The 24296-nt window shown below is 61.3% G+C and carries 16 protein-coding genes; 9 read left to right on the forward strand and 7 right to left on the reverse strand.

The features are described 5' to 3' along the window. Positions 1-8: 8 nt before the first annotated feature. From trpC to ACVWYF_RS16395, 6 genes are all read right to left on the reverse strand, one after another. A complete protein-coding gene (gene trpC, locus ACVWYF_RS16370) occupies positions 9-836 on the reverse strand; it encodes an indole-3-glycerol phosphate synthase TrpC (RefSeq protein ID WP_457069930.1) in 828 nt (275 codons plus the stop codon). A gap of 50 nt (positions 837-886) precedes the next feature. Further along, positions 887-1882: an anthranilate phosphoribosyltransferase gene (trpD, locus tag ACVWYF_RS16375; RefSeq protein WP_457069933.1), complete on the reverse strand. Its 996-nt coding sequence runs from the start codon at positions 1880-1882 to the stop codon at positions 887-889. Positions 1883-1936: 54 nt separating this feature from the next. Continuing rightward, positions 1937-2506, reverse strand: a complete 570-nt coding sequence (locus ACVWYF_RS16380; RefSeq protein WP_457069935.1) for an anthranilate synthase component II — start codon at positions 2504-2506, stop codon at positions 1937-1939. Between the two features lie 118 nt (positions 2507-2624). Then, positions 2625-4052, reverse strand: a complete 1428-nt coding sequence (locus ACVWYF_RS16385; RefSeq protein WP_457069938.1) for an anthranilate synthase component I family protein — start codon at positions 4050-4052, stop codon at positions 2625-2627. A gap of 349 nt (positions 4053-4401) precedes the next feature. Further along, positions 4402-5616, reverse strand: coding sequence for an alpha/beta hydrolase-fold protein (locus ACVWYF_RS16390; RefSeq protein ID WP_457069940.1), 1215 nt, complete (start codon positions 5614-5616; stop codon positions 4402-4404). 5 nt (positions 5617-5621) lie between these two features. Next, the gene (locus ACVWYF_RS16395) at positions 5622-6323 is read right to left on the reverse strand and encodes a hypothetical protein (protein WP_457069942.1); all 702 of its coding nucleotides are present in this window, start codon (positions 6321-6323) and stop codon (positions 5622-5624) included. Positions 6324-6967: 644 nt separating this feature from the next. On the opposite strand from ACVWYF_RS16395, the gene ACVWYF_RS16400 reads away from it, so the two are divergent. The 4 genes from ACVWYF_RS16400 to ACVWYF_RS16415 all read left to right on the forward strand — a co-directional run bounded on the left by ACVWYF_RS16400 (position 6968) and on the right by ACVWYF_RS16415 (position 14111). After that, positions 6968-10012 carry a SusC/RagA family TonB-linked outer membrane protein gene (locus ACVWYF_RS16400; RefSeq protein WP_457069944.1) on the forward strand — a complete coding sequence of 1015 codons (3045 nt, stop codon included), beginning with the start codon at positions 6968-6970 and terminating at the stop codon, positions 10010-10012. A gap of 21 nt (positions 10013-10033) precedes the next feature. Next, positions 10034-11710: a RagB/SusD family nutrient uptake outer membrane protein gene (locus tag ACVWYF_RS16405; protein WP_457069946.1), complete on the forward strand. Its 1677-nt coding sequence runs from the start codon at positions 10034-10036 to the stop codon at positions 11708-11710. A 71-nt stretch (positions 11711-11781) separates the two neighbouring features. Next, on the forward strand, positions 11782-12861 hold the full coding sequence (locus ACVWYF_RS16410; protein ID WP_457069948.1) for a SusE domain-containing protein: 1080 nt from the start codon (positions 11782-11784) through the stop codon (positions 12859-12861). A 395-nt stretch (positions 12862-13256) separates the two neighbouring features. Beyond that, positions 13257-14111, forward strand: a complete 855-nt coding sequence (locus tag ACVWYF_RS16415) for an N-acetylglucosamine kinase (protein ID WP_457069950.1) — start codon at positions 13257-13259, stop codon at positions 14109-14111. 95 nt (positions 14112-14206) lie between these two features. On the opposite strand, the gene ACVWYF_RS16420 is transcribed toward ACVWYF_RS16415, so the two are convergent. Next, complete coding sequence (locus ACVWYF_RS16420; protein ID WP_457069952.1) at positions 14207-17068, reverse strand: DUF4961 domain-containing protein; 2862 nt, start codon at positions 17066-17068, stop codon at positions 14207-14209. 196 nt (positions 17069-17264) lie between these two features. On the opposite strand from ACVWYF_RS16420, the gene ACVWYF_RS16425 reads away from it, so the two are divergent. The 5 genes from ACVWYF_RS16425 to ACVWYF_RS16445 all read left to right on the forward strand — a co-directional run bounded on the left by ACVWYF_RS16425 (position 17265) and on the right by ACVWYF_RS16445 (position 24288). Continuing rightward, positions 17265-18263, forward strand: coding sequence for a DUF2279 domain-containing protein (locus ACVWYF_RS16425; RefSeq protein ID WP_457069954.1), 999 nt, complete (start codon positions 17265-17267; stop codon positions 18261-18263). Between the two features lie 247 nt (positions 18264-18510). Further along, positions 18511-19722 (forward strand): Smr/MutS family protein, encoded by a 1212-nt coding sequence (locus ACVWYF_RS16430; RefSeq protein WP_457069956.1) that lies wholly within the window; start codon positions 18511-18513, stop codon positions 19720-19722. A 158-nt stretch (positions 19723-19880) separates the two neighbouring features. Then, positions 19881-21377 carry a hypothetical protein gene (locus tag ACVWYF_RS16435; RefSeq protein ID WP_457069958.1) on the forward strand — a complete coding sequence of 499 codons (1497 nt, stop codon included), beginning with the start codon at positions 19881-19883 and terminating at the stop codon, positions 21375-21377. A 44-nt stretch (positions 21378-21421) separates the two neighbouring features. Continuing rightward, the gene (locus ACVWYF_RS16440) at positions 21422-23131 is read left to right on the forward strand and encodes a hypothetical protein (protein WP_457069959.1); all 1710 of its coding nucleotides are present in this window, start codon (positions 21422-21424) and stop codon (positions 23129-23131) included. A gap of 236 nt (positions 23132-23367) precedes the next feature. Next, on the forward strand, positions 23368-24288 hold the full coding sequence (locus tag ACVWYF_RS16445; RefSeq protein WP_457069963.1) for a metallophosphoesterase: 921 nt from the start codon (positions 23368-23370) through the stop codon (positions 24286-24288). Positions 24289-24296: the final 8 nt, after the last annotated feature.

Genomic DNA, 24296 nt, shown 5'->3' on the forward strand with positions numbered 1-24296 from the left:
AAGAAAATTTAGGCAACCGCAGGTTCGGTCTTCGGCAGAGTCGCGATTTCCTGCACCAGCGTGGCACAGGCGCGCTCGGGGCGGGCGTGGCGCATAAACGCCTCGCCCAGCAGAAAGCCCCGGTAGCCCACTTCGCGCAGCTGCCCGATGGCCGTGGCGGTAGAAATGCCACTTTCCGACACCTTCATAAACTCCTGCGGAATGGCTTCGGCCAGCGCCATTGAGGTATCGAGGCTGAGGCTGAAATCGTGCAGGTTGCGGTTGTTCACGCCGATGAGGTTCACGGCCTCGGCATTAGCGGAGCGGGCCAGCTCTTCGCCATCGTGTACTTCGAGCAGCACTTCGAGGCCCAGCGAGCGGGCCAGGCGGCCCAGCGCGTCGATTTCGGCGGGCGTGAGGACGGCGGCAATCAGCAGCACGGCATCGGCCCCGATGCTCTTGGCTTCGAGAATCTGGTACTCGTTTACCACGAAATCCTTGCGCAGGATGGGGCAGAAATTGAAGCGCCGGGCCGTGGTCAAATCCTCGTTTTTACCGCCGAAAAACTCGGCATCGGTGAGGATGGACAGCGCCGCCGCGCCGGCCTGCATGTAGCCCAGCGTGGTGCGCTCCACCGGCGCATATTGGTTAATCCAGCCCTTGGAGGGCGACTTGCGCTTGAACTCGGCAATGAGGCCGCTGCTATCCGGCCGCGTGAGGTACTGCCGCAGCGAGAGCGGCTGCGAATTAAAATACAGGCTGGTTTCGAGCAGCTTGGTGGGCACCAGCTCGCGGCGGCCGGCTACTTCCTTGCGCTTGTGAGCGACGATGGTATCGAGAATCGTTGATTGGGACATGACTTGGAGAACAGCAGCGCGCAGGATTTGCTTCGCGCCATGTAGAAATTTTATTGAGTAGCCAGCATGGTTTCGAAGGCCTTTTTCGCCGCGCCCGAATCCAGCGACTCGCGGCTGAGGGCCAGGGCTTCGGGCCAGCCCAGGCCGGGGCGGGCACATTGCAGGGCCAGGGCGGCATTGGCGGTGGTCACGTTGCGCTGGGCGGCGGTGCCGTGGCCATCAAGCACTTGCTTGAATAGCTCGGCGGCGGCGGCCACGGTGCTGCCACCGGCCAGGTCGCCGGGCGCGCAGGCGGGCAGGCCCAGCGTCTCGGCGGTAAAGAGTCGCTCGCCCTCAAACGAGGAAACCACTTTGGCCGGGCCGGTAAGGGCCAGCTCGTCGTATCCGTCGAGGGCATGCACCACGGCGTAGCGGGTGCCGGTGGGCTGCATGAGGTAGTGGTAGAGGCGTTGCAATTCGAGGTTGAACACGCCCAGCAGCTGGGCCGCTGGCCGGGCCGGGTTCACCAGCGGGCCGAGGATGTTGAAAAAGGTGCGCAGGCCCAGCTCGCGGCGGATGGGGCCGGCATGACGCATGGCCGGATGGAAAGCCGGCGCGTGCAGAAAGCAGATGCCCGCCCGGTCGAGCTGCCGCCGCAACTGGTCGGAGCTGGCTTCGAAATCATACCCGAAATGCGCCAGCACATTGGAAGCGCCCGACACCGACGACACGCCAAAGTTGCCGTGCTTGGCCACCAGCGTACCCGCCCCGGCCACGATGAAGCAGGCCAGGGTGGAGATGTTTATCGTGTTTTTGCCATCGCCACCGGTGCCCACAATGTCCACCACTTCGTGCGTGCCCAGCTCCGGGTCGCGGCTGAGGTCGAGCAATGCCTGGCGGAAGCCGGCCAGCTCGGCCACCGTGATGGGCCGCATCCGGTACACGGCCAGAAAAGCCGCCGTTTCGGCCGGGTTGGTCCCGCCCTCGCCCAACTGGCGCATGGCGGCGTGGGCCTCGGCGTGGGTCAGGGGCTGATGGTCGAAGAGCTTGGTGAGAATCTGTTTCAAAACGTTTTCATTACTAAATAGAGCCGTTTCCTTGTAGAACGTCATGCTGAATGGCTACTTCAACCAGTTTTCCAGCATTTGCGCGCCGTGCTCGGTGAGGATGCTTTCGGGGTGGAACTGCACGCCCCGCACGTCGTACTCGCGGTGACGGAAGGCCAGCACCTCGCCGTTGGCGTCGCGGGCCGTTACTTCCAGCGTCGCGGGCATCGACTCGGGCCGCACCGCCCAGGAGTGGTAGCGCCCCACCTGGAACCGCGCCGGCAGGCCGGCGAACAGGCGCTCGCCGGGCACCGTCACTTCCGCTTCATTGGCCACGCCGTGCAGCACGGCGGGGATGTTGTAGAGCTCCGCGCCGAAGCTTTCGGCCAGGCCCTGGTGGCCCAGGCACACGCCCAGCATGCGTTTGGTGGGCGCGTATTTCTGGATAATGGCCGGCATCAGGCCCGCCTCCGTTGGAATGCCGGGGCCGGGCGAGAGCAGGATGGCATCGTACGCATCGACGGCTTCGAGGGTGAGCTGGTCGTTGCGCGTCACGGTCAGGCCGGGGCCGTGGCCAAGCTCGCGCAGCAAATGCACCAGGTTGTAGGTAAAGGAGTCGTAGTTATCGAGAACAAGGATTTTCATGGGAATTGACGAAAAAGGAACGTCATACTGGGCTTGTCGAAGCATTTCTACTGAGGATGTAACTAATACTGGCTCAACGAAGCGGTAGGGATGCTTCGACTTCGCTCAGCCTGACCGGCTACCGCACCTCTGCCGCCGCCCGGAGCGCCGCCCGCAACGCGCCCAGCTTATGATGCACCTCCTCTAGCTCCGACTGCACTTTGGAGGCCGCCACCACCCCCGCGCCCGCCTGGAAATACAGTTGGTTGCCGGTGCTCAGGAACGAGCGAATCATGATGGCGTGGTTGAAGCTGCCATCGAAGCCCAGGTGGCCCAGGCAGCCGCCGTAATAGCCGCGCGCGGTGGGTTCCAGCCCGTCAATCAGTTGCAGGGCGCGGAACTTGGGCGCGCCGGAGAGCGTGCCGGCCGGGAAGGTATCGGCTACTACCTGCAGGGTATCGGTGGCCTCGGCTAGCTCGGCCGTGACCTTGCTTACCAAGTGAATGACGTGCGAGTAGAACTGGATTTCGCGCAACGTGCGCACCTCCACTTTGGTGCCGTGGCGGGCAAGGTCGTTGCGGGCCAGGTCCACCAGCATTACGTGCTCGGCGTTTTCCTTGGGGTCGGCGGCCAGGCGCTGGGCAGCGGCGGCATCGGCGGCATCGTCGCCGGTGCGGCGGTAGGTGCCCGCAATGGGAAACAGCGTGGCTTCGCGGCCCTGCACCAGCACTTGGGCTTCGGGCGAGGAGCCGAAGATTTTGTAGTCGCCATAATCGAAATAGAACAGGTACGGCGAGGGATTAATGGACCGTAGCGCCCGGTACACGTTGAATTCATCGCCCGAAAAACCCTGCTGGAAGCGGCGCGAAAGCACAATCTGAAACACGTCGCCGCGCAGGCAGTGGGCCTGGCCCTGCGTGAGGCGTGCCAGAAATTCGGCATCGGTCTGGTTGGTCTGCTCCTCGCCTACCGTGGCAAAGTCAAACGCGGGCACGCTGGGGTGGCGCACTAGATTTTCGAGGCGGTCGAGGCCATCGGTTTCGGCCGGGGCTTCCCCGGCCACGCCGTGCTCGAACAGGTGCAACTCTTGGCGAAAGTGATTGAAGGCGATGACGTAGCGGTACACGCCGTAGCGAATGAGCGGAATGTCGCCGGCCGGCACCTTTTCGGGATTTAGCTGCACGTCCTCAAAGCTTTGCACGGCCTCGTAGCCCATGTAGCCAAACAGGCCGGTGCTGATGAAAGGCAGCTTTCCGGCCGAAGCATCGGGCGTGCCGGCGGCGGCAAAATCGCGCAGCCGGGCCAGCGCCTCACGGGGGTGGGCCAGCGTTTCGGTGGTTTCGGGCGCGCCGGGCAGCAGCTGGCGCAGCACGCCGCCGCGCCGCAGCTCAAACGTGGCCAGCGGCTCGCATACCAGATAGCTGAACGCGTTTTGCTGGCCATGGTAGTCGGCGCTTTCCAGCAGCAGGCAGTTGGCGTACTGGTCGCGCAGGCGCAGAAACAGGCCCACGGGCGTCACGGTGTCGGCGAGCAGGCGGCGGGTGCGGGTGATGAGTTGGTACGGCACGAGGACGAAAGGGGAGCAAGCGAGGCGGATGGGCTGCCTCAAGGAAAAACAGAAACGAAAAAGCCCGGCTGTGGGCCGGGCTTTTTGTGAAATCAAGTAAAGTCAGGTTGACTTCACGAGGCGCACAGCAAGGCCGGTCCGATGTTTCGGAGCTGCCACCACCAAGCCTGGGAAGTACGATGTGAATTCATGTTGAGGAAGCGCTTTTCTGAAACGCGACGCAAAGATAAAGCAGTTTTCTTAAAATTCCGGCAACTGCAAGCAAAAAATCATGCGAGCTTGTCAAGCCATTGATACAAATGCCACCAATTCCACAACCAATAAGACCTTCACCGATGCCTCCGGCGCACTACTTACGTACTGCCGATGCCTTGGTTTTCACCGCCGAACCGAACAGAAACCGGTAGGCCGCCGGAAACTCCCGCCGCCAGAACCACTCCCGGTGTTCCCCATCGGCCGGGGCTGAAAAAGCCAGGTTGGCGGCCGGCACGCCCTCGGCCCGCAGCTCGTCGCGCCACTGCGTCATCAGCGGCAGCATGGTTTTCGATTCCTTCGGGCCGCACACGAAATAGAAGCGTGCCGTGTGCGCCGCCGGGTGGGTTTTGGCATAGGCCCGCAGCGAATCGTTGCATACCCAGAAGGCCGGCGAAAACGCGCCCACCTCGCCAAAAACCTGCGGGTATTTCAGCGCGGCATACACCGAAATCAGCCCGCCCAGGCTGGAACCGGCGATGCCGGTATGCGCCGCCTCGGGCCGGGTGCGGTAGTGGGCATCCACGTACGGCTTGAGGGTGAGGGCCAGGAAATCGACGTAGGCGCTGCCCTGGCCGCCCCGGTGGGGCTGGTCCTTGAGCTCGGCACTGGCCCAAGGAATGTACTCATCGGAGCGAAACTGGTCGCCGTTGTCCACGGCCACCACAATGCTGCCGGTGGCATCCTGCCCGGCTTGGCGCAGGCGGTCGAGGGTTTCGTCCACGCCCCATTCGCCGCCAAAGCTGGTGGCGGCATCAAACACGTTCTGACCATCGTGCAGGTAGAGCACGGGGTAGCGACGGGCGGGGTTGGCCGCATAATCGGCGGGCAGGTAGAGCCAGACGCGACGCAGCCGGCCCAGCTGCGGCATGGCGAAGGAGGCGGACAGTATACGGACCTGTGGTGTAGCGGTGTGCTTTTTAGAAGCGCCGCTCTGCTCGTTCCAAGCCAGCACTTGATTGGTGATTTCGCGGGCAGTCGTCAGGTCGGCTTTGCGGTTGGCAATCTGCTCGTTTTTGCCGTCTACTTCCACCGTCGGCCAGCTACCGCGCGTAAACTTATATTCGATGCTACCCAGGCCGGGCGGCAGGCTGATTTGGTAGGTGCCGTCGGCCTGCTTCCGCAAGGCGTAGCCCCGGCTGTGCGGGTTCCAGTCGTTAAAAGAGCCCGCCACAAACAGCGTATCCCCGGCCGGGGTGGTAGCCGGCACCTGGGTTAATTTCAGAATGGCCTGGGCGCTGGCGGCGCCCCAGGCCAAGCCCAGGGCGCTGACCAGCAGCGCCGTGCGTTTCAATCGCAATTGTTGGCTCATATTGGTTAGCGAATGGTTTCACCGCTGCCGGCACCGCGTTCGGCGGCGTCCGTTTTGCGTAGCGTGTACACGGCCCGTACCGAGTCGACGCCCGGCAGGCCGTTGGCCTGGAAATCAAGCAGGGCCCCCTTCTTCTGCGGGCCTTTCACGAAATGCCGGTATTCTTCGGCCGATTCGCGCACCACGTACAAAACGCCCGGCGACGGCACTTTCAAGCGGGAGAAAAAGCTACGGCCATCGCCGGCCGGGCGGCGCGTGGTTTCGGCCACGGCGCTGGTGCCCAGCAGCCGGAACTTATTCACATCGCTCCCGGGCAGGGTTAGGTTGCCCAAGCCATCCACAAACACTTCGCGGCGGGACATGAGGTGCTCCAGGTCCAGGGTTTTGAGCAGCGTCAGGTTTTCCTCCGACATAATGAGCTGCTGCACCGTTTTGCCCGGGGCCGGCTCTTCGTAGTACACCAGCACCGGCTTCTTCAGCTTCAGCTTGCTCACAACCATGAGCGGCAGCGCATCCTCGTTATCGGTGGCGCGCTGGGTGGTGATGGGCGTGTACACCGGCGGCGGCTTCACCACCCCGCGGGCACCGGGCGCGGGCTTGCCCGTGCTCTTGGGAGCCGGCTTGCGCGTACCCGGCCGGGACTGGGCCACGGCCCCGGTCATGGTACCGGCCAGTAGCAACGCAATTAATGGTAGGTGCTTTTTCATTTTCTAAGGAAAAGCCAAAAGTAGCAAGGAGAATATGCCCGGCAAGGCAATTACTGCGCCAGTTGGCGCGCAACAGTGCCATTATGGGCCGGTGCCTGCCGAAGTACGGCCCCGGCAAAGGTGGTTAATCCGGATTTGCCGCGCCGAGGGCCGGCCCCGGACTGCCGGTTCAGCAAGTGACTTTTCCGTACGTGGCGGCCGTGAGCAAAGGAAAGCACTGGGCAACCAGCAAAACGGCCGAATGAGTAGTTCCACACCCGCGATGAGTAGGTACACACCCGAAAAAATGCATCCTTTCAAAGTTATTTTTTCCTGAAAAACCTTAGAAAAAGGCTCATTCTCAGGCATTTTGCGCACCAACTCCGAATCGTTTGCATTGCGCAACCTCCGGTGCTCGGCATTAATGCAAGAGTTAAAAACTTATTACACAGGATTTAGCTTATAAAATTAATATGATTTTCAAACTACTTCTTACTTAAATATCGGCAGAAAATACTCGAATTTGAGCAAACGTTTTTCCACATTTAGGAAGCGTTGTGATTTTTAAAAAACCGCCTCTAAACCTTCTGTGATGCAAGTTTTTGGTAACTTGCAGCCCCAATCTTTAAAAATTTCCCACCACCAACACATTTAAGACGTTTCCCATGAGACACCCTTATTTAGCGAAGCTTCTGTTTCTGCTATTGTTAGCGGGCTTTGGCTTCCTCCCTTCGGCAGCCTTTGCTCAGTCGACCGGTTCGGTCAGCGGCCGGGTCACCGACAGCAAAAACGAAGGCATTCCCGGCGCTACGGTCCTCATCGAGGGCACTTCGCTGGGCAGTTCTTCTAACGTAGACGGGACCTACAGCATCCAGAGCGTGCCCGCCGGCCCGCACACGGTAGTGATTTCGTTTGTTGGCTACAACGCCGTACGCCGCCCCGTGACGGTGGTGGCCGGCCAGAACGCCGAGGTATCAGCGGGCCTGACCGAGAACACGACCCAACTGGCCGAGGCCGTGGTAGTAGGCTACGGCACACAGCGCCGGCAGGACGTGACGGGTTCTATTACGACAGTTACGTCGAAGGAATTTGTGCAAGGCCAGGTAACTAACCCTGAGCAGTTGGTGCAAGGCAAAGTAGCCGGCGTGCAGATTACGACCAACAACGGCGCGCCCGGTGCTGCCTCGCAGATTCTTATCCGTGGTGGTTCATCCTTATCGGCGTCCAACAGCCCGCTGATTGTGATTGATGGTGTTCCCGTTAGCAACGATGGCATCTCCGGCGCATCGAACCCGCTTTCCCTGATTAACCCGAATGATATCGAAAGCATTACGATTCTGAAAGACGCTTCGTCGACGGCCATTTATGGTGTTCGGGCTTCGAACGGCGTTATCATTGTAACCACCAAGAAGGGTACGCAGGGCGATGCCCTGCACGTAAATGCTTCGAGCCAGCAATCCGTTTCGGTTGTGACGAAGTACGTTCCGGTGCTCGACGGCGACCAGTACCGCACTTTGGTAAATTCCGCCGGCAATGACCAGCAGAAAGGCCTGCTGGGCACGGCAAACACTAACTGGCAGAAGGAAATCTACCGTCCAGCTTACTCGGCCGACAACAACGTGAGCCTGCTGGGCTCGGTTGGCAAGGTACCCTTCCGGGTGTCCACGGGCTACCTCTACCAGGAGGGAGTGCTGAAGCGCAACGACCTGAAGCGCTATTCCGGCTCGGTGGGCATTTCGCCGCTGCTGTTCAACGACGCTCTGCGCATCGACCTGAACCTGAAAGGCACTTGGATTGACAATAACTTCTCGGACCAGGGTGCCGTGGGTGCCGCCGTGAGCTTCGACCCCACCCACCCCGTGACGTCCAGCGATTCCAAGTATGCCCCTTTCGGTGGCTACTACGAATACCTGAACGTGGATGGCAGCCTCAACACCCTTTCTACCCGCAACCCGCTCAGTCTCATCAACCAGAGCCGCAACCGCAGCACGGTGCAGCGCAGCATCGGCAATGTGCAGTTCGACTACAAGCTGCCATTCGTGCCAGGCCTATCAGCTAACCTTAACCTGGGCTACGACATTCAGCGCGGCAACGGCACCACGCTGATTAATCCGGCGTCGGCCTCGGTATATAACCGTGGGGGTACGAACAATATCTACAAGCAGGACCTCAACAACACCATCTTAGAGGCCTACGCCAAGTACCAGCGCGAAATCTTCGGGCAGCGTTTCGACATTCTGGCGGGCTACTCCTTCCAGAAGTTCCAGAACCGCAACTACGTGTTCAACGATAACCGATTCGATGGCTCGGTTTTCTCGCCCTACACTCCTTCCTACGACAACCAAAACACGTACCTGAACACGCAGGTGCTGCTCTCGTACTACACCCGCGCCAACCTCAACATCAAGGACCGGTACCTGTTTACGGGCACGTTTCGGATTGATAACACGTCGAACTTTGCCCCTGGCAAGCGCACGGGCTACTTCCCCTCGGGCTCGTTTGCTTGGCGCCTAAAGGGTGAGGATTTCCTGAAAGACTCGAAAACCTTTTCCGACCTGAAGCTGCGCCTGGGCGTGGGCCAGACGGGCCAGCAGGACATCGGGGTTAATTTCGGCTTCCTGCCGGTTTCGACCCTGAGCGACCTGTCCTCGCGCTACCAGTTCGGCAACCAATTTTACCAGACCCTGCGCCCGGCCTTCTATAACCCGGACCTGACCTGGGAAACCACGACTACCTACAACGCAGGCCTTGACTTTGGCTTCCTCGACAACCGCATTACCGGTACGGTGGACGTGTACCAGCGCGACACCAAAGACCTGCTGCTGTTCAGCAACGTAGCGGCGCTTTCCAATCTGACCAACGCGGGCAACCTAAACGTAGGCTCTCTCACCAACAAAGGCGTTGAAATCGCAGCTAATTTTCAGGTAGTGCGCAGTGAGAAATTTGGCCTAACGCTGAACACCAACGCCACTTTCAACCAGAACCGCATCACCAAACTAACCATCGTGGACAGCCCTAATTACGTAGGGCAGGAAACCGGTGGCATATCCGGCGGCGTAGGTAACAACGCTGAGATAAACGCGGTCGGTCATTCGGCGGGCACCTTCTACTTGTACAAGCAAATTTACAGCGCCAACGGTACCCCAATTCAGGGTTCCGTGAGCGACCTCAACGGCGATGGCACCATCAATGGCTCGGACCGCTACTACGGCAAGTCGACGCGGCCGGTGGCCATCCTGGGCTTCGGAGCGAGCACCAACTATGGCAAGGCCACGCTGGCCTTCACCATGCGCTCTAACCTGGGCCAGTACGTATACAACAACGTGCGCTCTTCCAGCGCTTTCGTGCAAAGTTCAACCAATTCGCTCTACAACGTGAGCACCGAGCAGCTCTACTCGCACCTCAACAGCGGCGCTACCACGGTTTCGCAGTCCGATTACTTCATCGAGAACGCCTCGTTCCTGCGGATGGAGAACGTATCGGCCGGCTACAACTTCGGCAGCCTGCTGCACGAAAAGACGAATTTAAATCTGACGTTTGCGGTTCAGAACCTGTTCCTTATCACCAACTACAAAGGACTCGACCCGGAAATCATCAGCATTCCAACGCCGTCGGGCACCAACCCTAACCCCCGGGCTACTGTTGGTATCGATAACAACATTTACCCGCGTCCTCGCACGTTCACGGTAGGCCTCAGCCTCGGTATCTAACCTCTTTAATTCCCACTCGTTATGCAAACTCGTATTAAACGCACGTTGGGTATGTGGGCACTGGCCGCCGCCTTGGTGCCCGCCGCTACTACTTCATGCACGAAGGACCTTGACCAGGTACCTTCGTATAGCGCAAACTCGGAGGCGATTTACAGCGACCCGGCCCAGACTTTCCAGGCACTGGCGCGCCTGTACGCCACACTGGCCGTGAGCGGCCAAAGCGGTCCGGCTGGTCTCCCCGACATTTCGGGCATCGACGAAGGCTTTTCGAACTACCTGCGCCAGTTTTGGCTGGCCCAGGAAGTAACCACCGATGAAGCCATTATCGCTTGGAACGACGGCAACCTGCCCGACTACAATACCCTGACTTGGAACGCCAACAATGAATTTGTGCGCGCCATGTACGACCGGATTTTCTACCAGGTGGCGCTCTGCAACGAGTTCATCCGGCAGACGACTGACGACAAAATGGCCAGCCACGGCATCACCGGTGACCAGGCTGCTACCGTTCGCAAGTACCGGGCCGAGGCGCGCTTCCTGCGTGCCTTGTCCTACTACCACGCCCTGGATATGTTCGGCAGCGTACCCTACGCCGATGAAACCTCAGCGGTAGGTGGCAGCTTGGCCAAGCAGATTTCGCGGGCTGAGCTGTTTGATAAAGTTGAAGCAGAACTTACTGGCATCGAAAGCTCACTGCTGGCCCCCCGCGCCACTTACGGCCGGGCTGACCAAGGGGCTTGCTGGACGTTGCTCACCAAGCTGTACCTCAATGCCGAGGTGTACCTGGGAAAAGCGGGTGCCGATAAGAAAAATGCCTATAACAACGCTGTTAAATATGCCGATAAGGTGCTGGCTACCGGTTCCGGCTATCACCTCGCTTCGGAATACCGTCTGCTCTTCCTTGCCGACAACAATACGTCGGATGCCCGGAACGAAATCATCTTTCCGATTACATTCGACGGCAAAAACACCAAAACCTACGGCGGGATGCCTTTTATCATCCATGCGGCTGTGGGTGGTACCATGCCCCTCACCGACTACGGCGTGAGCGCCGGCTGGAACGGCAACCGGGCCAAGTCCACCCTCGTGGATTTGTTCAACGGCAACTCTGCTGACGTACGCAATACCTTCTACACAGCGGGTCAAACCAAGCAAATCAGCGACATCTTCACGTTCTCGCAAGGTTATACTGTCACCAAGTTCAAGAACGTGACTTCAACCGGCGTACCGGGTTCGGACGACAAGTCGAAAGGCGGTGCCGGTGACTTTGTGGACACCGACTTCCCAATGTTTCGCTTGGCTGATGTGAAGCTGATGTATGCCGAAGCTCTGCTGCGTGGTGGTACCGGTGGGGCCAGCGGCACAGCTCTGCAAAACGTGAACGATGTACGCACCCGCTCGCAGCTTGCACCCTTGGGCGCGGTTGGCCTGAAGGACATTCTGGACGAGCGCGGCCGCGAGCTGTACTGGGAAGGCCACCGTCGTACCGACCTTATCCGCTTCGATAAGTCTTACTCGATGACTTACACACCCAGCAACAACCTGTTCACCAGCGCTGACTATCCGTGGGTATTTAAGGGTACTACCGACCGCAAGTCGCCAGCAGGCGGCCCCGTGCCGGCTACCCGTACCATCTTCCCGATTCCAACGACGGACTTGGTGGCGAACCCCAATCTGAAACAAAATCCCGGGTATTAATTAAACTTTTTTCGGCCGGCTTTCCTTTGGGGGAGCCGGCCAATTACCGGTTTTTACTTCTTCACATTTCCATGAAAAACACATTCTCATTAATCGCCGCAGCAGGCTTGCTTCTTGCGCTCAGTTCCTGCAAAAAGGACGAGGTGCAGGTTAAGGCTGATGTTGGCGCGGCTCCCGTGCTGGCGTCGAATACTACCAGCGCACTTACCTTGGTCAGCACTGACGTGGCCAAGACTGCTTTGGTTTACACTTGGTCGCCGGTAACGTTTGCTTTGTCAGACGGTTCCAAGGCGGTGATTCCTACTTCTTACACTCTGGAATTTGCCAAGACGGGCACCAACTTCGCCACCTTCTCCACTTTGTCGGCGGGGAGCAGCATCACCCGTGATTCGGTGAAAGTGGGCGACCTGAACTCTGTTCTTGTAAAGGCGGGGCTTACCCCAACCATTACGGGTACTGTTGATGTACGCCTGCGGGCAAACTACGCCGGTAACCAAAGTGACTTGGTAAGCAACACCGTTAAGCTAACGGCTACGCCGTACTCGCGTGAGCTTTATTTCTTTGGCGCTAGCTTGGGACCACTGAGTTCGTCCTCGCCCTACATCAGTGAGCAGCCCGGTCAGCACGAGGGGTACATTTACTTCCCCAACGCGACCAACACATTTAAGCTTTCCAACACCAGTACGCCGGCTGGTACGGTATTTGGAGCCGGCGCAGGCACGACTACTGGCAACCTTGCCAGCGGCAGCGCTTCAGAATTGACCTTGGCTGGTCCTCGCATGTACCGCATCCGGGTTAATCTTGCCACCAACACTTTAACGGCTGTTGCCACGGATTGGGGCGTTATCGGCTCGGGCACCACTGGCGATGGTACGGGCTGGAATCAGTCGGTACCCATGACTTACAGTGTGGCTGATAAAGTCTGGAAACTGACCAACTACAACATGCCCGGTAGTGGAACGAACAACGAGTTTAAGTTTCGTGCCAACGACGCTTGGGACATCAACTACGGTGATTCGAAAACGACGCCCAACGCGTCCAAGCTCGACCAGGATGGCAACAACCTGAAGACGGCTGGCCCCGGTCGCTACGACATCGTGCTGGACCTGAACAATCCGGACAAATACACCTACACCCTTACCAAAAAATAAGCCTTTTGAGTAAGCACCGGAAGCCCTGCCACGAAAATGGCAGGGCTTTTTCGTGCCTTTGCTCTGCCCATGCTGGCGCAGGTTGATAGAATGGCAAGGCATTTGGCCAGTATTTACCGGCTAATTGTTGTTGCTATCCAGTAGCCTCTCTCACCCAGACCCGGGATAGCGACCCAACCAATCGGGGGCATTTGGAAGCAGAAGTACTGATGTATCGAAACCAGAATTCATCCTCACAGTAACTTGGCAGAAAGCACCGATACAGCGAGAATTGAAGGATAATAAGCTATTTTTTCTTTAAAATGATACTGCAATCGTTTGTTTAGCTTCCATCGCCCATCACTTTCCGGCCTGAATTACTACTTTCGTTGCCCTCTTCATACATTCCCTCTCCTATGATACTTATTGCCGACGGCGGCTCAACGAAATGCAGCTGGTGCCAGCTCGATGACGCGCACAACCGCGTGTACTTTAACACGGAGGGCTACAATCCCGATTTTATGGATACGGCGGCCATCGTGGCCTCGCTCAACCAGAACCTGCCCAGCACGCTGCCCCGCGAGGAAGTGACTGACGTGCATTTCTACGGCGCGGGCGTGTCGTCGGCGCAGAAGGCGGAGGTGATTGCGGCGGCCCTGCGCCAGGTGTTTCCCAAGACCAGGGCGCATGTGACGGAGGACCTGCTGGCGGCGGCCCGGGCGCTGCTGGGCCACAAGCCCGGCTTCGCGGCCATTCTGGGCACGGGCACCAACTCCTGCCTCTATGACGGCGAAAAAATCATTTATAACGTGGATTCGCTGGGCTACTTTCTGGGTGATGAGGGCTCGGGCTCGTATTTCGGCAAGCGGCTGCTGCGCGACTATCTGCGCGGCCTGCTCCCCGATGGCTTGCAGGAGATTTTCAAGGAGACGTACTCACTGGGCTCGCGCAACGACATTCTGGACCGGCTATACAACCAGCCGCTGCCCAACCGCTACCTGGCCAATTTTGCCAAGTTTGCCTACGACCACAACAACGTGAGCTACTGCCGCGAAATCGTGCTTGAGGGCTTCGAGACCTTCTTCCAGAACCTGGTGCTGCACTACCCCCGCTTTCAGGAGTACACGTTCAACTGCGTGGGCTCGGTGGGCTACAATTTCCGCGACGTGCTGACGCAGGTAGCCAAGAACCACGACATGGAGGTGGGCAAGATTATTCGCTCCCCTATCGACGACTTGGTGGCATTCCACGACGAGTTGCCGGTTCGTTAGACGCCGGGTTTATCGGCATTACCGATATTACTGCTGCACAAAAAAAGGCCGCTTCCATCTGGAAGCGGCCTTTTTCGTGCCTTATGCGAACAGCGCTAGTGCTGCACCACGAGGCGGGTGGTCTGGGTAAGCTGGCCAGTGCTGAGGCGCACCACATAAATGCCATTGGCCAGGTCCTGCACGGGCAGGGTGAGCTCATGCGCGCCGGCAGCCTGCGTGGCTCGGCTGCTGATAGTGCGGACGGTAGCGCCAAGCACGTTATGCACGGTGACGGTAACAGCGGCCGGCGCGGCCAACTCATACTGGAGGCTGGCGCTGCTGCTGCTGGGGTTAGGCACGGCCACGAGGCGCAGGGCCTCGGTGCGGCTGGCTTTGGTGCCCAGCAGGGTGGCCTTGCGGAGGCGACGCGTGGTGTAGACGGCGTAGGCCCCGGGCTGCAACGTGATGAGCGCATTGGCGTTGGTCACGGTGATGCTGTCGCCGGAGAGGTAATTGTACCACTTGCCGGTGCGCTGAAAGGCGGGGTCGATGGTGGTGCTAACCACGTCGAAGTTGCCGATGACGGTGATGTTCTGGGTGGCGTTGCTGACGTGGATGGACTTGGCGGCGCCGGCCAACTGCTGGGTGTAACTGGTGGGGTTGGCGAAGGCGGGCTCCTGCTTTTTGAGGGCAATCAGGGCGCGCTGCACGTCGTAGAGCTGGCGGCGGTTGGCATCCTGGTAGTAGGTCCACACGGGCTGCTTGGCGCTCAGCTTGCACTGGTCGTTGCCGTAGGGCGTGGGCACGGTGCCGTTCGAGCAGGTGAAGATGGACTTGTCGTAGCCGAGCTCACCGAACTGCCACACCATTTTGGGGCCGGGCACGGTGAAGAAGAAGGCCGAGGCCAACTCGATGCGCGCCAGGGCGGTGTTGAGGTCGCGGGTGCTGTATGTGCCCGCTGAGTTGCCGAAAGTGAGGTTTTTGTACATCAGGCGCTCCTCGTCGTGGCTCTCCATGTAAGTCACCAGGTTGGGGCTGTTCCAGCCGCGGCCGCCCTGGGCGGTGCTGCCGTAGTAGCCGTAGCTGAAGTTGGAGTTGGGCAGGTAGCCCATCGTGGCCTCGTTGTAGTTGGTATTGGCATTGCCCCAGAGCATGAAGCCGGCATCGGCGAGGGCCTTGCCTTCGCGGTTTTCGGGGAAGTGCTCCAGAATGGGGTACAGGTTGGCATCAACCCCAATCATGTGCTGGTAGTAATCGAGCCAGATGTTGATGCGGCTCTGGTCGTAGTTGCCGTAGGTATTGCCCGTGCTGGGCTGCTGCGTGAAGCCACCAGCCAGGTCAAATCGGTAGCCATCAATGTGATACTCCTGGAGCCAGAACGACATCACCTGCTTCGAGAAGTACTTGGTGAGGGCGCTTTCGTGGTTGAAGTCGTTGTACACGCTGTAAGGGTGCGGGGCCGTCACGTTGAACCAGGGGTTATCGGACGACGGGCCGCCGTTGGCCCCGGCGTAGAGCTGCACCATCGGGCTTTGGCCGGTGGAGTGGTTGAGCACCATGTCCATAATCACGGCGATGCCGCGGCGGTGGCATTCGTCGATGAACTGCTTGAAGGCCTGCTTGGTGCCGTAGTATTTATCGGGGGCGAAGAAGAAATCGGGGCTGTAGCCCCAGTTGTCGTTGCCGTCGAACTCGTTAATGGGCATCAGCTCGATGGCATTCACGCCGAGGCGTGAGAGGTAGTTCAGGGTGTCGCGCACGGTCTGGTAATCATGGAAGGCCGTGAAGTCGCGCATCAGCAGCTCATATACTACCAGGTTGGTGCGGCTGGGGCGCTGGAAGCTGGTGGCCGTCCACACGTAGGGCGTCTGGTTGGTTTGCAGCACCGACACGATGCCCGAGGTGCGGCCCGTGGGGTAAGCTTTCAGGTTGGGATAGGTACGGGCGGGAATGTACTGGTCGTCGTTCGGGTCCAGGATTTTCTCGCAGTAGGGGTCGGCCACGCGCAGGGTGCCGTCCACAAGGTACTGGTAGGCGTATTCGCGGCCAGCGGTGAGGCCGTTAATTTGCACCCACCAGCGGCTGCCGTCGGGCGTTTTGTTCATGTAGCTGGCGTCGGTGGTCTGCCAGTTGTTGAACTCGCCAATGGCGTAGGCAAACTGCTTGCTGGGAGCCGTGAGGTTGAGGATGACCGACGTGCCACCATTCAAATACGTGACACCGTCCTTGGCCCCGGCGGGCAGCGCGGCGATGGTCACGGCGGGGCGCACCACGAAAATCAGCGAATCGATGGCTTGGTTGGTGCCGCTGGTGGCGGTGAAGCGCACCACGTTGCGGCCGGCGGCGGCCGTTACGGTGGTGGTGAGCGTGGTGGCGCTGGCCTGCTGGGCCACCTGCGTACCGTTGAGGCTAAAGGCCAGGCTGGCGCTGGCCGAGGCTGTGCCCGTCACGCTGATTTGCGCGCCCAAGGCCACAAACAGCGGGTTGCCGCTTGAGTTGGAGGCCGGGTTGGTGATGCGGGCCGAAAGGGCAGTCGTAGCGGCATCCACGAAAATATCGCCGCCGCCCGTGGCCCGGCCCACGGTGGAGCCGTCGGCGTTCTTGAAAATCATGCCCAGGCGCAGCAGCGTTTCGGCCGCCGGAATGGGGTAAAAGGTACGCGGCGTGTAGGTAATGCGGTAGATGTTCGGGTTGGTAGCGTCGCGGGTCATCAGGGCCGAGGGGTCGGCCGTGCCGAAGCTGGGGCTGTGCACATTGCGCCAGTTGGTGTTGCTGGTGCTCAGGTTGGTCACGGTGCCGGTCCAGATGTAGACGTTGCCGGTGAAGTTGGCCAGCGCCCCGTTGCCCTGGGTGGCATCGTAGGTAATGGTGACGGGCGTGGTATCGGTGAAGAACACCGGCGAGGTGGTGACCTGGGCCTGGGCCGTCCAGGCCACAAGGGTCAACAGCAGGGCTGTCAGGCGTCGAAATGTTTGCATTGGGAATTTTTAGGATGCGAAATGATTAGAAAGTGACTGATTAAAATGCGCTTAGGTAGCTGAGATGAAAGCTTGTCGAAACGTTTGCCAAGCCTGTAATTAATTGTTTTTGTCGGCAAACCAAGTCGCAAGATACGCTACGGGGGCCAGCAGCCGGCTTTAGGGGGCGTATCTTTGGCTACTATTTTTAGCCCGCATGGCGCTTGTCTCGTTGTTTTTGGATTTGTTCGGGCGCAAGCGGTTAGCTGGGCTGGTGATGAGCGGCGCGCTGGCGTTGCCGCTGGCCGCCCACGCCCAGGTTCCCCTCCGTACCGACAGCGTGGCCGCCTCGCAGGTTCCCACGGTGCGGACTTCCTCACCCGGTAGCGTCCCGGTCGATTCGGTGGCGCTACGCAAGCGCCGCCTGCGCCTGCTGGTGGGCGGCACGGCCCTAAGCTACGGGGTGATTTACACGGGCCTGACCACCGCCTGGTACACCGGCGAGCGGGTGCCGCTGCACTGGTTCAACGACCTGCCCGAGTGGCAGCAGCTCGACAAGTGCGGCCATTTCTGGGGCTCGTTTCAGGAAAGCCGGGGCGCGGTGGATATGCTGCGCTGGGCCGGCCTGAGCGAGAAAAAAGCCATCTGGTACGGCTCCTTCGTGGGCTTCGTGGTGCAGAGCCCGATTGAAATTCTCGACGGCTTCGACCCGGCCTACGGCGCGTCGGCCACCGATTTAGCGGCCAACTTTCTGGGCTCCTCGGCCCTGCTGGCCCAGCAGCTAGCTTGGCACGATGTCCGCATTATGCCCAAATGGTCATTTCACCTCACCAGCTACGCCGCCATGCGGCCCAACGTGCTGGGCAGCAACGTACCCGAGCGCTGGCTCAAGGACTACAACGGCCAGACCTACTGGCTGTGTACCGACGTGGGGGCCTTCCTCAAGCCCGGCAACCGCTGGCCGCGCTGGCTGCAACCGGCCGTGGGCTACGGCGGCCAGGACATGGTGTACAACGACGACGGCACCAACGCCGCCAAGGGCCTGCACCCCTACCGCCAGTTCTACCTCTCGCTCGACGTGGACTTGCGCCGCATTCCCACCCGCAGCCCGCTGCTGAAAAAAGTGTTCTACACGCTCAGCATCTTCCATTTGCCGGCCCCGGCGCTGGAGTACAACCCACGCAACGGTTTCGGCTTTCACGGGCTCTATATGTAGGACCGCAGATTTAACGGATTGGGACGGATTTTTGTGGTTCCGCGCCCTTGCCTGTTCATTATTACGTAAGTCTTTGGGTAATGAGGGCAGCGAGCCGCTTACTGGCGGCCCGTGCGAGAGCGTGGCCTTCGCGCATTGCAAGCCTTACTTTTACAAATTCAGGACGCGTAAGTCCTTTCGAAACGACGGCGGAACGGCACCACAAAAAATCCGTTTCAGTCCGTTAAAATCCGTTAAATCTGTGGTTATGAACGTAGGAGATAGAGTCCGGCTCCTGACCGGCACCGAAGAAGGTATCGTCACCCGCCTGCTCGACAGTGAGCTGGTGGAAGTGGCCATTGACAACGATTTCACCATTCCCGTGCTGCGGCGCGAAGTGGTGGTAGTGGCCCAGGAAGAAGGTAAGAACTTCGACCGCGCCGCCGTGGACTACGGCCCCGGCCAGACGCCCGGCCGAAACGCCAACGCCAGCAAGAAGGACAACAGCAAGCGCGCGGCCCCGGTTGCTCCCCGGCCGGCCCAGCCTTCGCTGCAAGAGGCGCTGGCCGCCGTGGCATCCAGCGGCAAGGGAGTGGCCAAAATCAGCGGCCCGGCCGTGGGTGCCAAGCAGCCGGCCGCTGCCAAGGGCCTATTTCTAGCCCTGGTGCATCAGTCGCCGGAGCTGCTGGGCGTCACGCTTATCAACAATACTGAGGCCGACGTGCTCTTCACTTACGGCGAAGAAACCAGCGCCCGCCCCTACCGCGCCCTGGCCGCCGACAAGCTCGGCCCCAAAACCAGCACCAAGCCCCTCTCCTTCCTGCACATGAAGGACTTTGAGGCCTGGCCCGCCGTGGTGTTCCAGCTGCTGCCCACCAAGCTGAATGGTGACGCGGCCTACGAGCTCCTCACCAAGCGGCAGGCCTTCAAAGCCAGCACGTTCTACGGTAGCCAGCGGGCCGCGCCGGTGATTGGCAAGGATGCCTACCTCTTCCAGCTGGATGAGAAGGCTGCCGCCGCCATCGCCCCCGAGAAGTTCGCCGAAGAAGCTCCCGCCCCGACTCCGGCCGCCCCGGCCAAACCGGCCGGCGTGGATATCGCCGCGCTGAAAGCCCAGCTCAGCGGCGACGCGCCGGCCAAGCCCGCGGCCGTGGTGGCCGCCTCCACGCCGACGCCCACCGGCCCGGTAGTGGCCCCGCCCCATGAAGTGGACCTGCACCTCGAAGCCCTGCGCCCCGACAATAAGGAGGAGCTAAGCAACACTGCCATCCTGCGCCTCCAACTCGATGCGTTTGAGGATACCCTGAGCCGTGCGCTGGCTACCAACATGCACGAAATCGTGTTCATTCACGGCATGGGCAACGGGGTGCTACGCAAGGAAATCCACCGCCAGTTGAGCCGCAACAAGGACATAAAGTTCTTTGAGGATGCGCGGAAGGAAAAGTTCGGCTTCGGCGCTACGCTGGTGCGGCTGAAGTAACGAGCGCACCACGGGGCGGCCCGCACCGCGCCTTTCACCCATGAAAAGCACCCATCTGGTCCCGGCGGCCGGATAGGTGCTTTTTTTGGCGGCCGGATAATAGATGGGCTGTACTTTTGTAATCCTAAAAATCCATTTATTTCATTAAGTCCTATTTAATGGCCAAACTCTACATTGTGGCATCTCTGCTGCTGGCAGTTCCTGCCACCGCCCAGGACCTGACCAATACCGGGGCCACCATCACCGTGCAGCCTGGCACGGCCGTGTACGTGGGCACCGGTGGCCTAAGCAACCAAGCTGGCGGCACCCTCAGCAACCAGGGCAGCCTGCGCGTGGATGGCCCCATCGCCAACGCCGGCACCCTGGACCTGGGCAGCGGCGCGCTGGAAGTGGGGGGCGACTTTGCCAACTCTGGTACGCTGCTGCCCGGTACCAGCCCGGTCACCTTCTCCGGCGCGGCCAACCAGTTGCTCAGCCCCGGCGGAGCCACGCTGTACCAGTTGCTGCTGAACAAGCCCACCGCCGGGGCCAACACCCTGCGCCTAGCCGGCGACCTCACAGTGAGCAGCTTGCTCAGCTTGAGCAGCGGCCTCATCAGCACCAAAAACGGCGGTACCGTTTCCACCCTGCGCCTGCCCAACGGAGCCACGCTCACGGGCGAAACATCCGGCCGCTACGTGCTGGGCGCGCTCGAAATCACCCGCAACGCCGTGAGCGGCGCGGTCGTGGATTTCGGCCACGGGGCCATGCTCAACCCCACCACCAACAATCTGGGCACGGTGGTGATTACCCGCACGGCGGGCCTGCTGACGGATGACGTGAGCCGGGGCGTGAATTTCGCCAACACCGCTTATAAGGGCATCGACCGCATCTGGACCGTGGCCCCCGCCACCCAGCCTAGCGCCGCCGTACAGCTTACCCTCAGCTGGATAACTGATAACGACAACGGCCTAACTGACTTCACCCAGGCCCGCGTATGGCAGCAGAGCGCCGCCGGCCAGCCCTGGGCCGTGCGCAGCCCGGTGGCCAATGCCAGCAGCCGCAGCATCAGCATGAGCCCCACCTCGCTCAGCCGCTTCACGGTGAGCAACGCGGCCAATCCCCTGCCCGTCACGCTCGTGGATTTCGCGGCGCAGGCCGACGGGCCGGCGGCCGTGCGCCTGAGCTGGACCTCGGCTTCGGAGCTGAACAACGCCGGCTTCACGGTGGAGCGCAGCCTGGATGCGCATGGCTTCACCGCCATTGGTACCGTGGCTGGGGCCGGCACCAGCGCCACGCGCCACGACTACACCCTGGTGGATAGCAAGCTGCCCGGCAGCACGACCCTGCTCTATTACCGCCTGCGCCAGACCGATGTGAGCGGCGAATTTAGCTACTCGCCCATTCGCACTGTAGCCCTGACAGCGCGGGCGGCGGGCTTTGCCGTGTACCCCACGCGGGTGCCCGTGGGCCAGGCCGCCACTTACCTCTACACCGGCCCAACGGAGGCCGGCACCCTGGAGGTGCTCGACCTGCTGGGCCGCACCATTCGCACTGTGGCCGTGGATGGCCGCGCCCAGGGCAAAGTGCCGCTGGCGGGCCTGGCCATTGGCAGCTACCTGCTGCGCTACACCACAGCCACGGTCCGCTACAGCAGCCGCTGCATGGTGCAGTAGCCTTTTTTGCTTTCAACTTATTCTCCTTTAGCTTTTTGTTTTTGATGAAGAACCTGTTTACTCTTTCTTACCGGGGCCTGGCCCTTACGGCTTTGCTGGCGGGCGCTGGCGTGGCGGCCCAGGCCCAGAACGTGGGCATCGGCACAAACAGCCCCACCCAAAAACTCGATGTGAACGGCAACCTGCGTGTGCGCGGCCTCAACGGTACCGATGCTCGCCTGCTGCAGGTCGATGCCGCCGGCAACCTCAGCGCCGGGGCCACCGCCTACCCGGCCACGGCGGCCGTGGCCCCGGCACTGGCCAGCACCGTTACCGGCCTCAGCAACCCGCTGGTGGCCGTGAGCGGCACGCTGGCGGTGGTGCTGAACAAGGGCGCGGGCACCCTGAGCCTCTACGACGTGAGCAACCCCGCCGCCCTGGTGCTGCGCGGCACGGCCACCGGCATTAGCTCCGGGGCCGAAGTGGCCATCAGCGGCAGCACGGCGGCCGTGCTCAGCAGCGCGGGTTCGGGCTCCGTGCTGCTTTATACGCTGGGCAGCGGCGCACCGGCGCTGGTGAATACGCTGACGCCGCCCGCGTCGTCGTCCGGGCTCTACAGTGGCATTGCCATGACGGGCACCATGCTGTATGCCACCTTCGACCGCAGCAGTTCCTACGGCTACCTCTACGCCTACGATGTGAGCACGCCCGGCACCACCAACCTGCTGAACCCCGCCGCGCCCTGTACTACCTGCACCACCGGCAACTCCGGCTACTTCACGCCCCAGACCGTGGCGGCGGCGGGCAATTTTGTGGCCGTGGGCCACGCCTACGCCGGAGCCGCCCTGCTCGACGTGAGCAACCCCACCGCCATCACCCGCACGGGTCTCACCGCCGGCAGCTACAATGGCCGCGACGAGCCGGTGGCCCTCACCACCACCACCCTCTGCACCCTGAACCCCGCCACCGCCGAGCTGGCCACCTACAACGTGAGCCCCGCCGGCGCCCTCAGCCTGCGCCACCTCTACACCACGGCGGCCAACCCCGTGAGCGTGGCCCTGAATGGCAGCCTAGCCTACGTGGCCTGCCAGGTCAGCAGCACCCTGCAGGTGCTTGACGTGAGCGGGACCAGCGCCGTACTGCGCGGCACGGCCACCCTCGATGCCAGCGCCAACAACGTGGCCGTGACCAGCACGCTGGTGCTGGCCGCCAATGCCAGCGCCGCCAACGACCTCCAGGTATTCGCCCAGCCCACCCGCACAGTGGTGGTGAACCCCGATGGCACCGCCGGCAGTGCGCCCACGCCCAGTGGGGCCACGTTTATTCAGAACCAGACGACGACGGTACAGGCGGCTGGCTTCAACATCAGCGGCAACGGCCTGGTGGGCGGCAGCCTGGGCGTTGGCACCGCCGCCGCCCCCACCAGCACCCTACAAGTGGCCGGCACCACCGCCGTGGGCGTAGTGATGGGCCTGCCCGGCAATAGCAGCGGCACTCCGCTCACGGGCGGCGGCTATCTGGGCCTGAGCCCCACCAGTGGCTCCGACTATTACCTGCTGCCCAGTGCCACCAGTTGCATGGGCCGCGTGTATTACCTGCGCAACAACAGCCCAAGCAACATCGCCTACATTAGTACCCAGGGCGGCTTTATGTTCGATGGAGGGTCGGCCACGGCAACCAGCGGGAACTACGGCCTGAACCCTACCGGTTCGAGCAAGACCGTGACCGTTATTTCCGACGGCACCAACTGGACCTTCATCCGGGGCGGCAACTAACCGGCATTCCTGGCAAGGGCAGCCCATTTTACCCAATCCCCCGGCCGCCTGGCCGGGGGATTTTTCGTGCCTGGCTTTCCCGAAAAACAACATGCCCGTGTTATACCGCCGCATGGGTCTGGGCCGGACCTTTGCGCCATGCAACGGGGGCAGCTCTCGAAGCCCGTCGTGCTTCGCCGCCCTCAGCATGACCTGCGGGTTCTTCCGCATCCCTATCCCCTATCCACCTCCCCACCATGTACGACCTTATCGGCGATATCCACGGCCACGCGGCCGAGCTGCGGCTGCTGCTCCAGCAACTCGATTACACGCCCGATGCCCCCGGCGTGTACCGCCACGCCGGGGGCCGGCAGGTAATCTTCGTGGGCGACTTTATTGACCGCGGCCCCGCCATCCGCGAAACGCTGCAAATCGTGCGTGGCATGGTAGACGGCGGCGCAGCCCTGGCCGTGATGGGCAACCACGAATACAACGCCCTGGCCTTCTGGACGCCGGACCCCGCCGGGGACTACCTGCGGCCCCACCGGCCCCACCACATCATCCAGCATCAAAAAACGATGGATGAGTTTGCCGGCCCGGAATTGCAGGCCGAGTGGCGGGACTACCTGGCGTGGTTTATGCGGCTGCCGCTGTTTTTGGAGCGGCCCGGCCTACGCGTGGTGCATGCCTGCTGGGATGCCCGCTACATTGCCCAGCTGCGCGCGTGGCTGCCCGACGACCGCCTGACGCCCGAGTTCCTGCTGCGGGCCAGCCGCCAGGGTTCGGACGAAATGGATGCCGTGGAAATCACCCTCAAAGGCCACGAAACCGACCTACCCGGCCCCCACCATTTCTTCGACAAAGACGGCCACCGCCGCACCAAGATGCGGACCGCCTGGTGGCGCGCCCCGGCCGCTGCCACTTACAACGAGTATTACCTGGAGCCCATCGAAGCCCTGGCCGGCCAGCCCGTGGACGTGGCCGCCCTGCCCAACGCCAGCTACTACCAGGACGAAACGCCCGTGTTCTTCGGCCACTACTGGCTGCGCGGCGAGCCCCGGCTGCTCACGCCCCACGCCGTGTGCCTCGACTACAGCGTGGCCCGGGGCGGCGAGCTGGTGGGCTACCGCTGGCACGGCGAGCAGACGCTCACGCCCACCGGCCTGGTGCGCGCCTGAGCCAGCGG

This window comes from Hymenobacter sp. UYAg731 (assembly GCF_054061335.1).

Bases quoted from the DNA above. Each gene is read 5' to 3' on its own strand.
- ACVWYF_RS16400 (WP_457069944.1), top strand. From the start codon at position 6,968: ATGAGACACCCTTATTTAGCGAAGCTTCTGTTTCTGCTATTGTTAGCG.
- ACVWYF_RS16425 (WP_457069954.1), top strand. From the start codon at position 17,265: ATGGCGCTTGTCTCGTTGTTTTTGGATTTGTTCGGGCGCAAGCGGTTA.
- ACVWYF_RS16415 (WP_457069950.1), top strand. From the start codon at position 13,257: ATGATACTTATTGCCGACGGCGGCTCAACGAAATGCAGCTGGTGCCAG.
- ACVWYF_RS16395 (WP_457069942.1), bottom strand. From the start codon at position 6,323: ATGAAAAAGCACCTACCATTAATTGCGTTGCTACTGGCCGGTACCATG.
- ACVWYF_RS16445 (WP_457069963.1), top strand. From the start codon at position 23,368: ATGTACGACCTTATCGGCGATATCCACGGCCACGCGGCCGAGCTGCGG.
- ACVWYF_RS16390 (WP_457069940.1), bottom strand. From the start codon at position 5,616: ATGAGCCAACAATTGCGATTGAAACGCACGGCGCTGCTGGTCAGCGCC.
- trpC (WP_457069930.1), bottom strand. From the start codon at position 836: ATGTCCCAATCAACGATTCTCGATACCATCGTCGCTCACAAGCGCAAG.
- ACVWYF_RS16420 (WP_457069952.1), bottom strand. From the start codon at position 17,068: ATGCAAACATTTCGACGCCTGACAGCCCTGCTGTTGACCCTTGTGGCC.
- ACVWYF_RS16430 (WP_457069956.1), top strand. From the start codon at position 18,511: ATGAACGTAGGAGATAGAGTCCGGCTCCTGACCGGCACCGAAGAAGGT.
- ACVWYF_RS16405 (WP_457069946.1), top strand. From the start codon at position 10,034: ATGCAAACTCGTATTAAACGCACGTTGGGTATGTGGGCACTGGCCGCC.
- ACVWYF_RS16440 (WP_457069959.1), top strand. From the start codon at position 21,422: ATGAAGAACCTGTTTACTCTTTCTTACCGGGGCCTGGCCCTTACGGCT.
- ACVWYF_RS16380 (WP_457069935.1), bottom strand. From the start codon at position 2,506: ATGAAAATCCTTGTTCTCGATAACTACGACTCCTTTACCTACAACCTG.
- ACVWYF_RS16410 (WP_457069948.1), top strand. From the start codon at position 11,782: ATGAAAAACACATTCTCATTAATCGCCGCAGCAGGCTTGCTTCTTGCG.
- ACVWYF_RS16435 (WP_457069958.1), top strand. From the start codon at position 19,881: ATGGCCAAACTCTACATTGTGGCATCTCTGCTGCTGGCAGTTCCTGCC.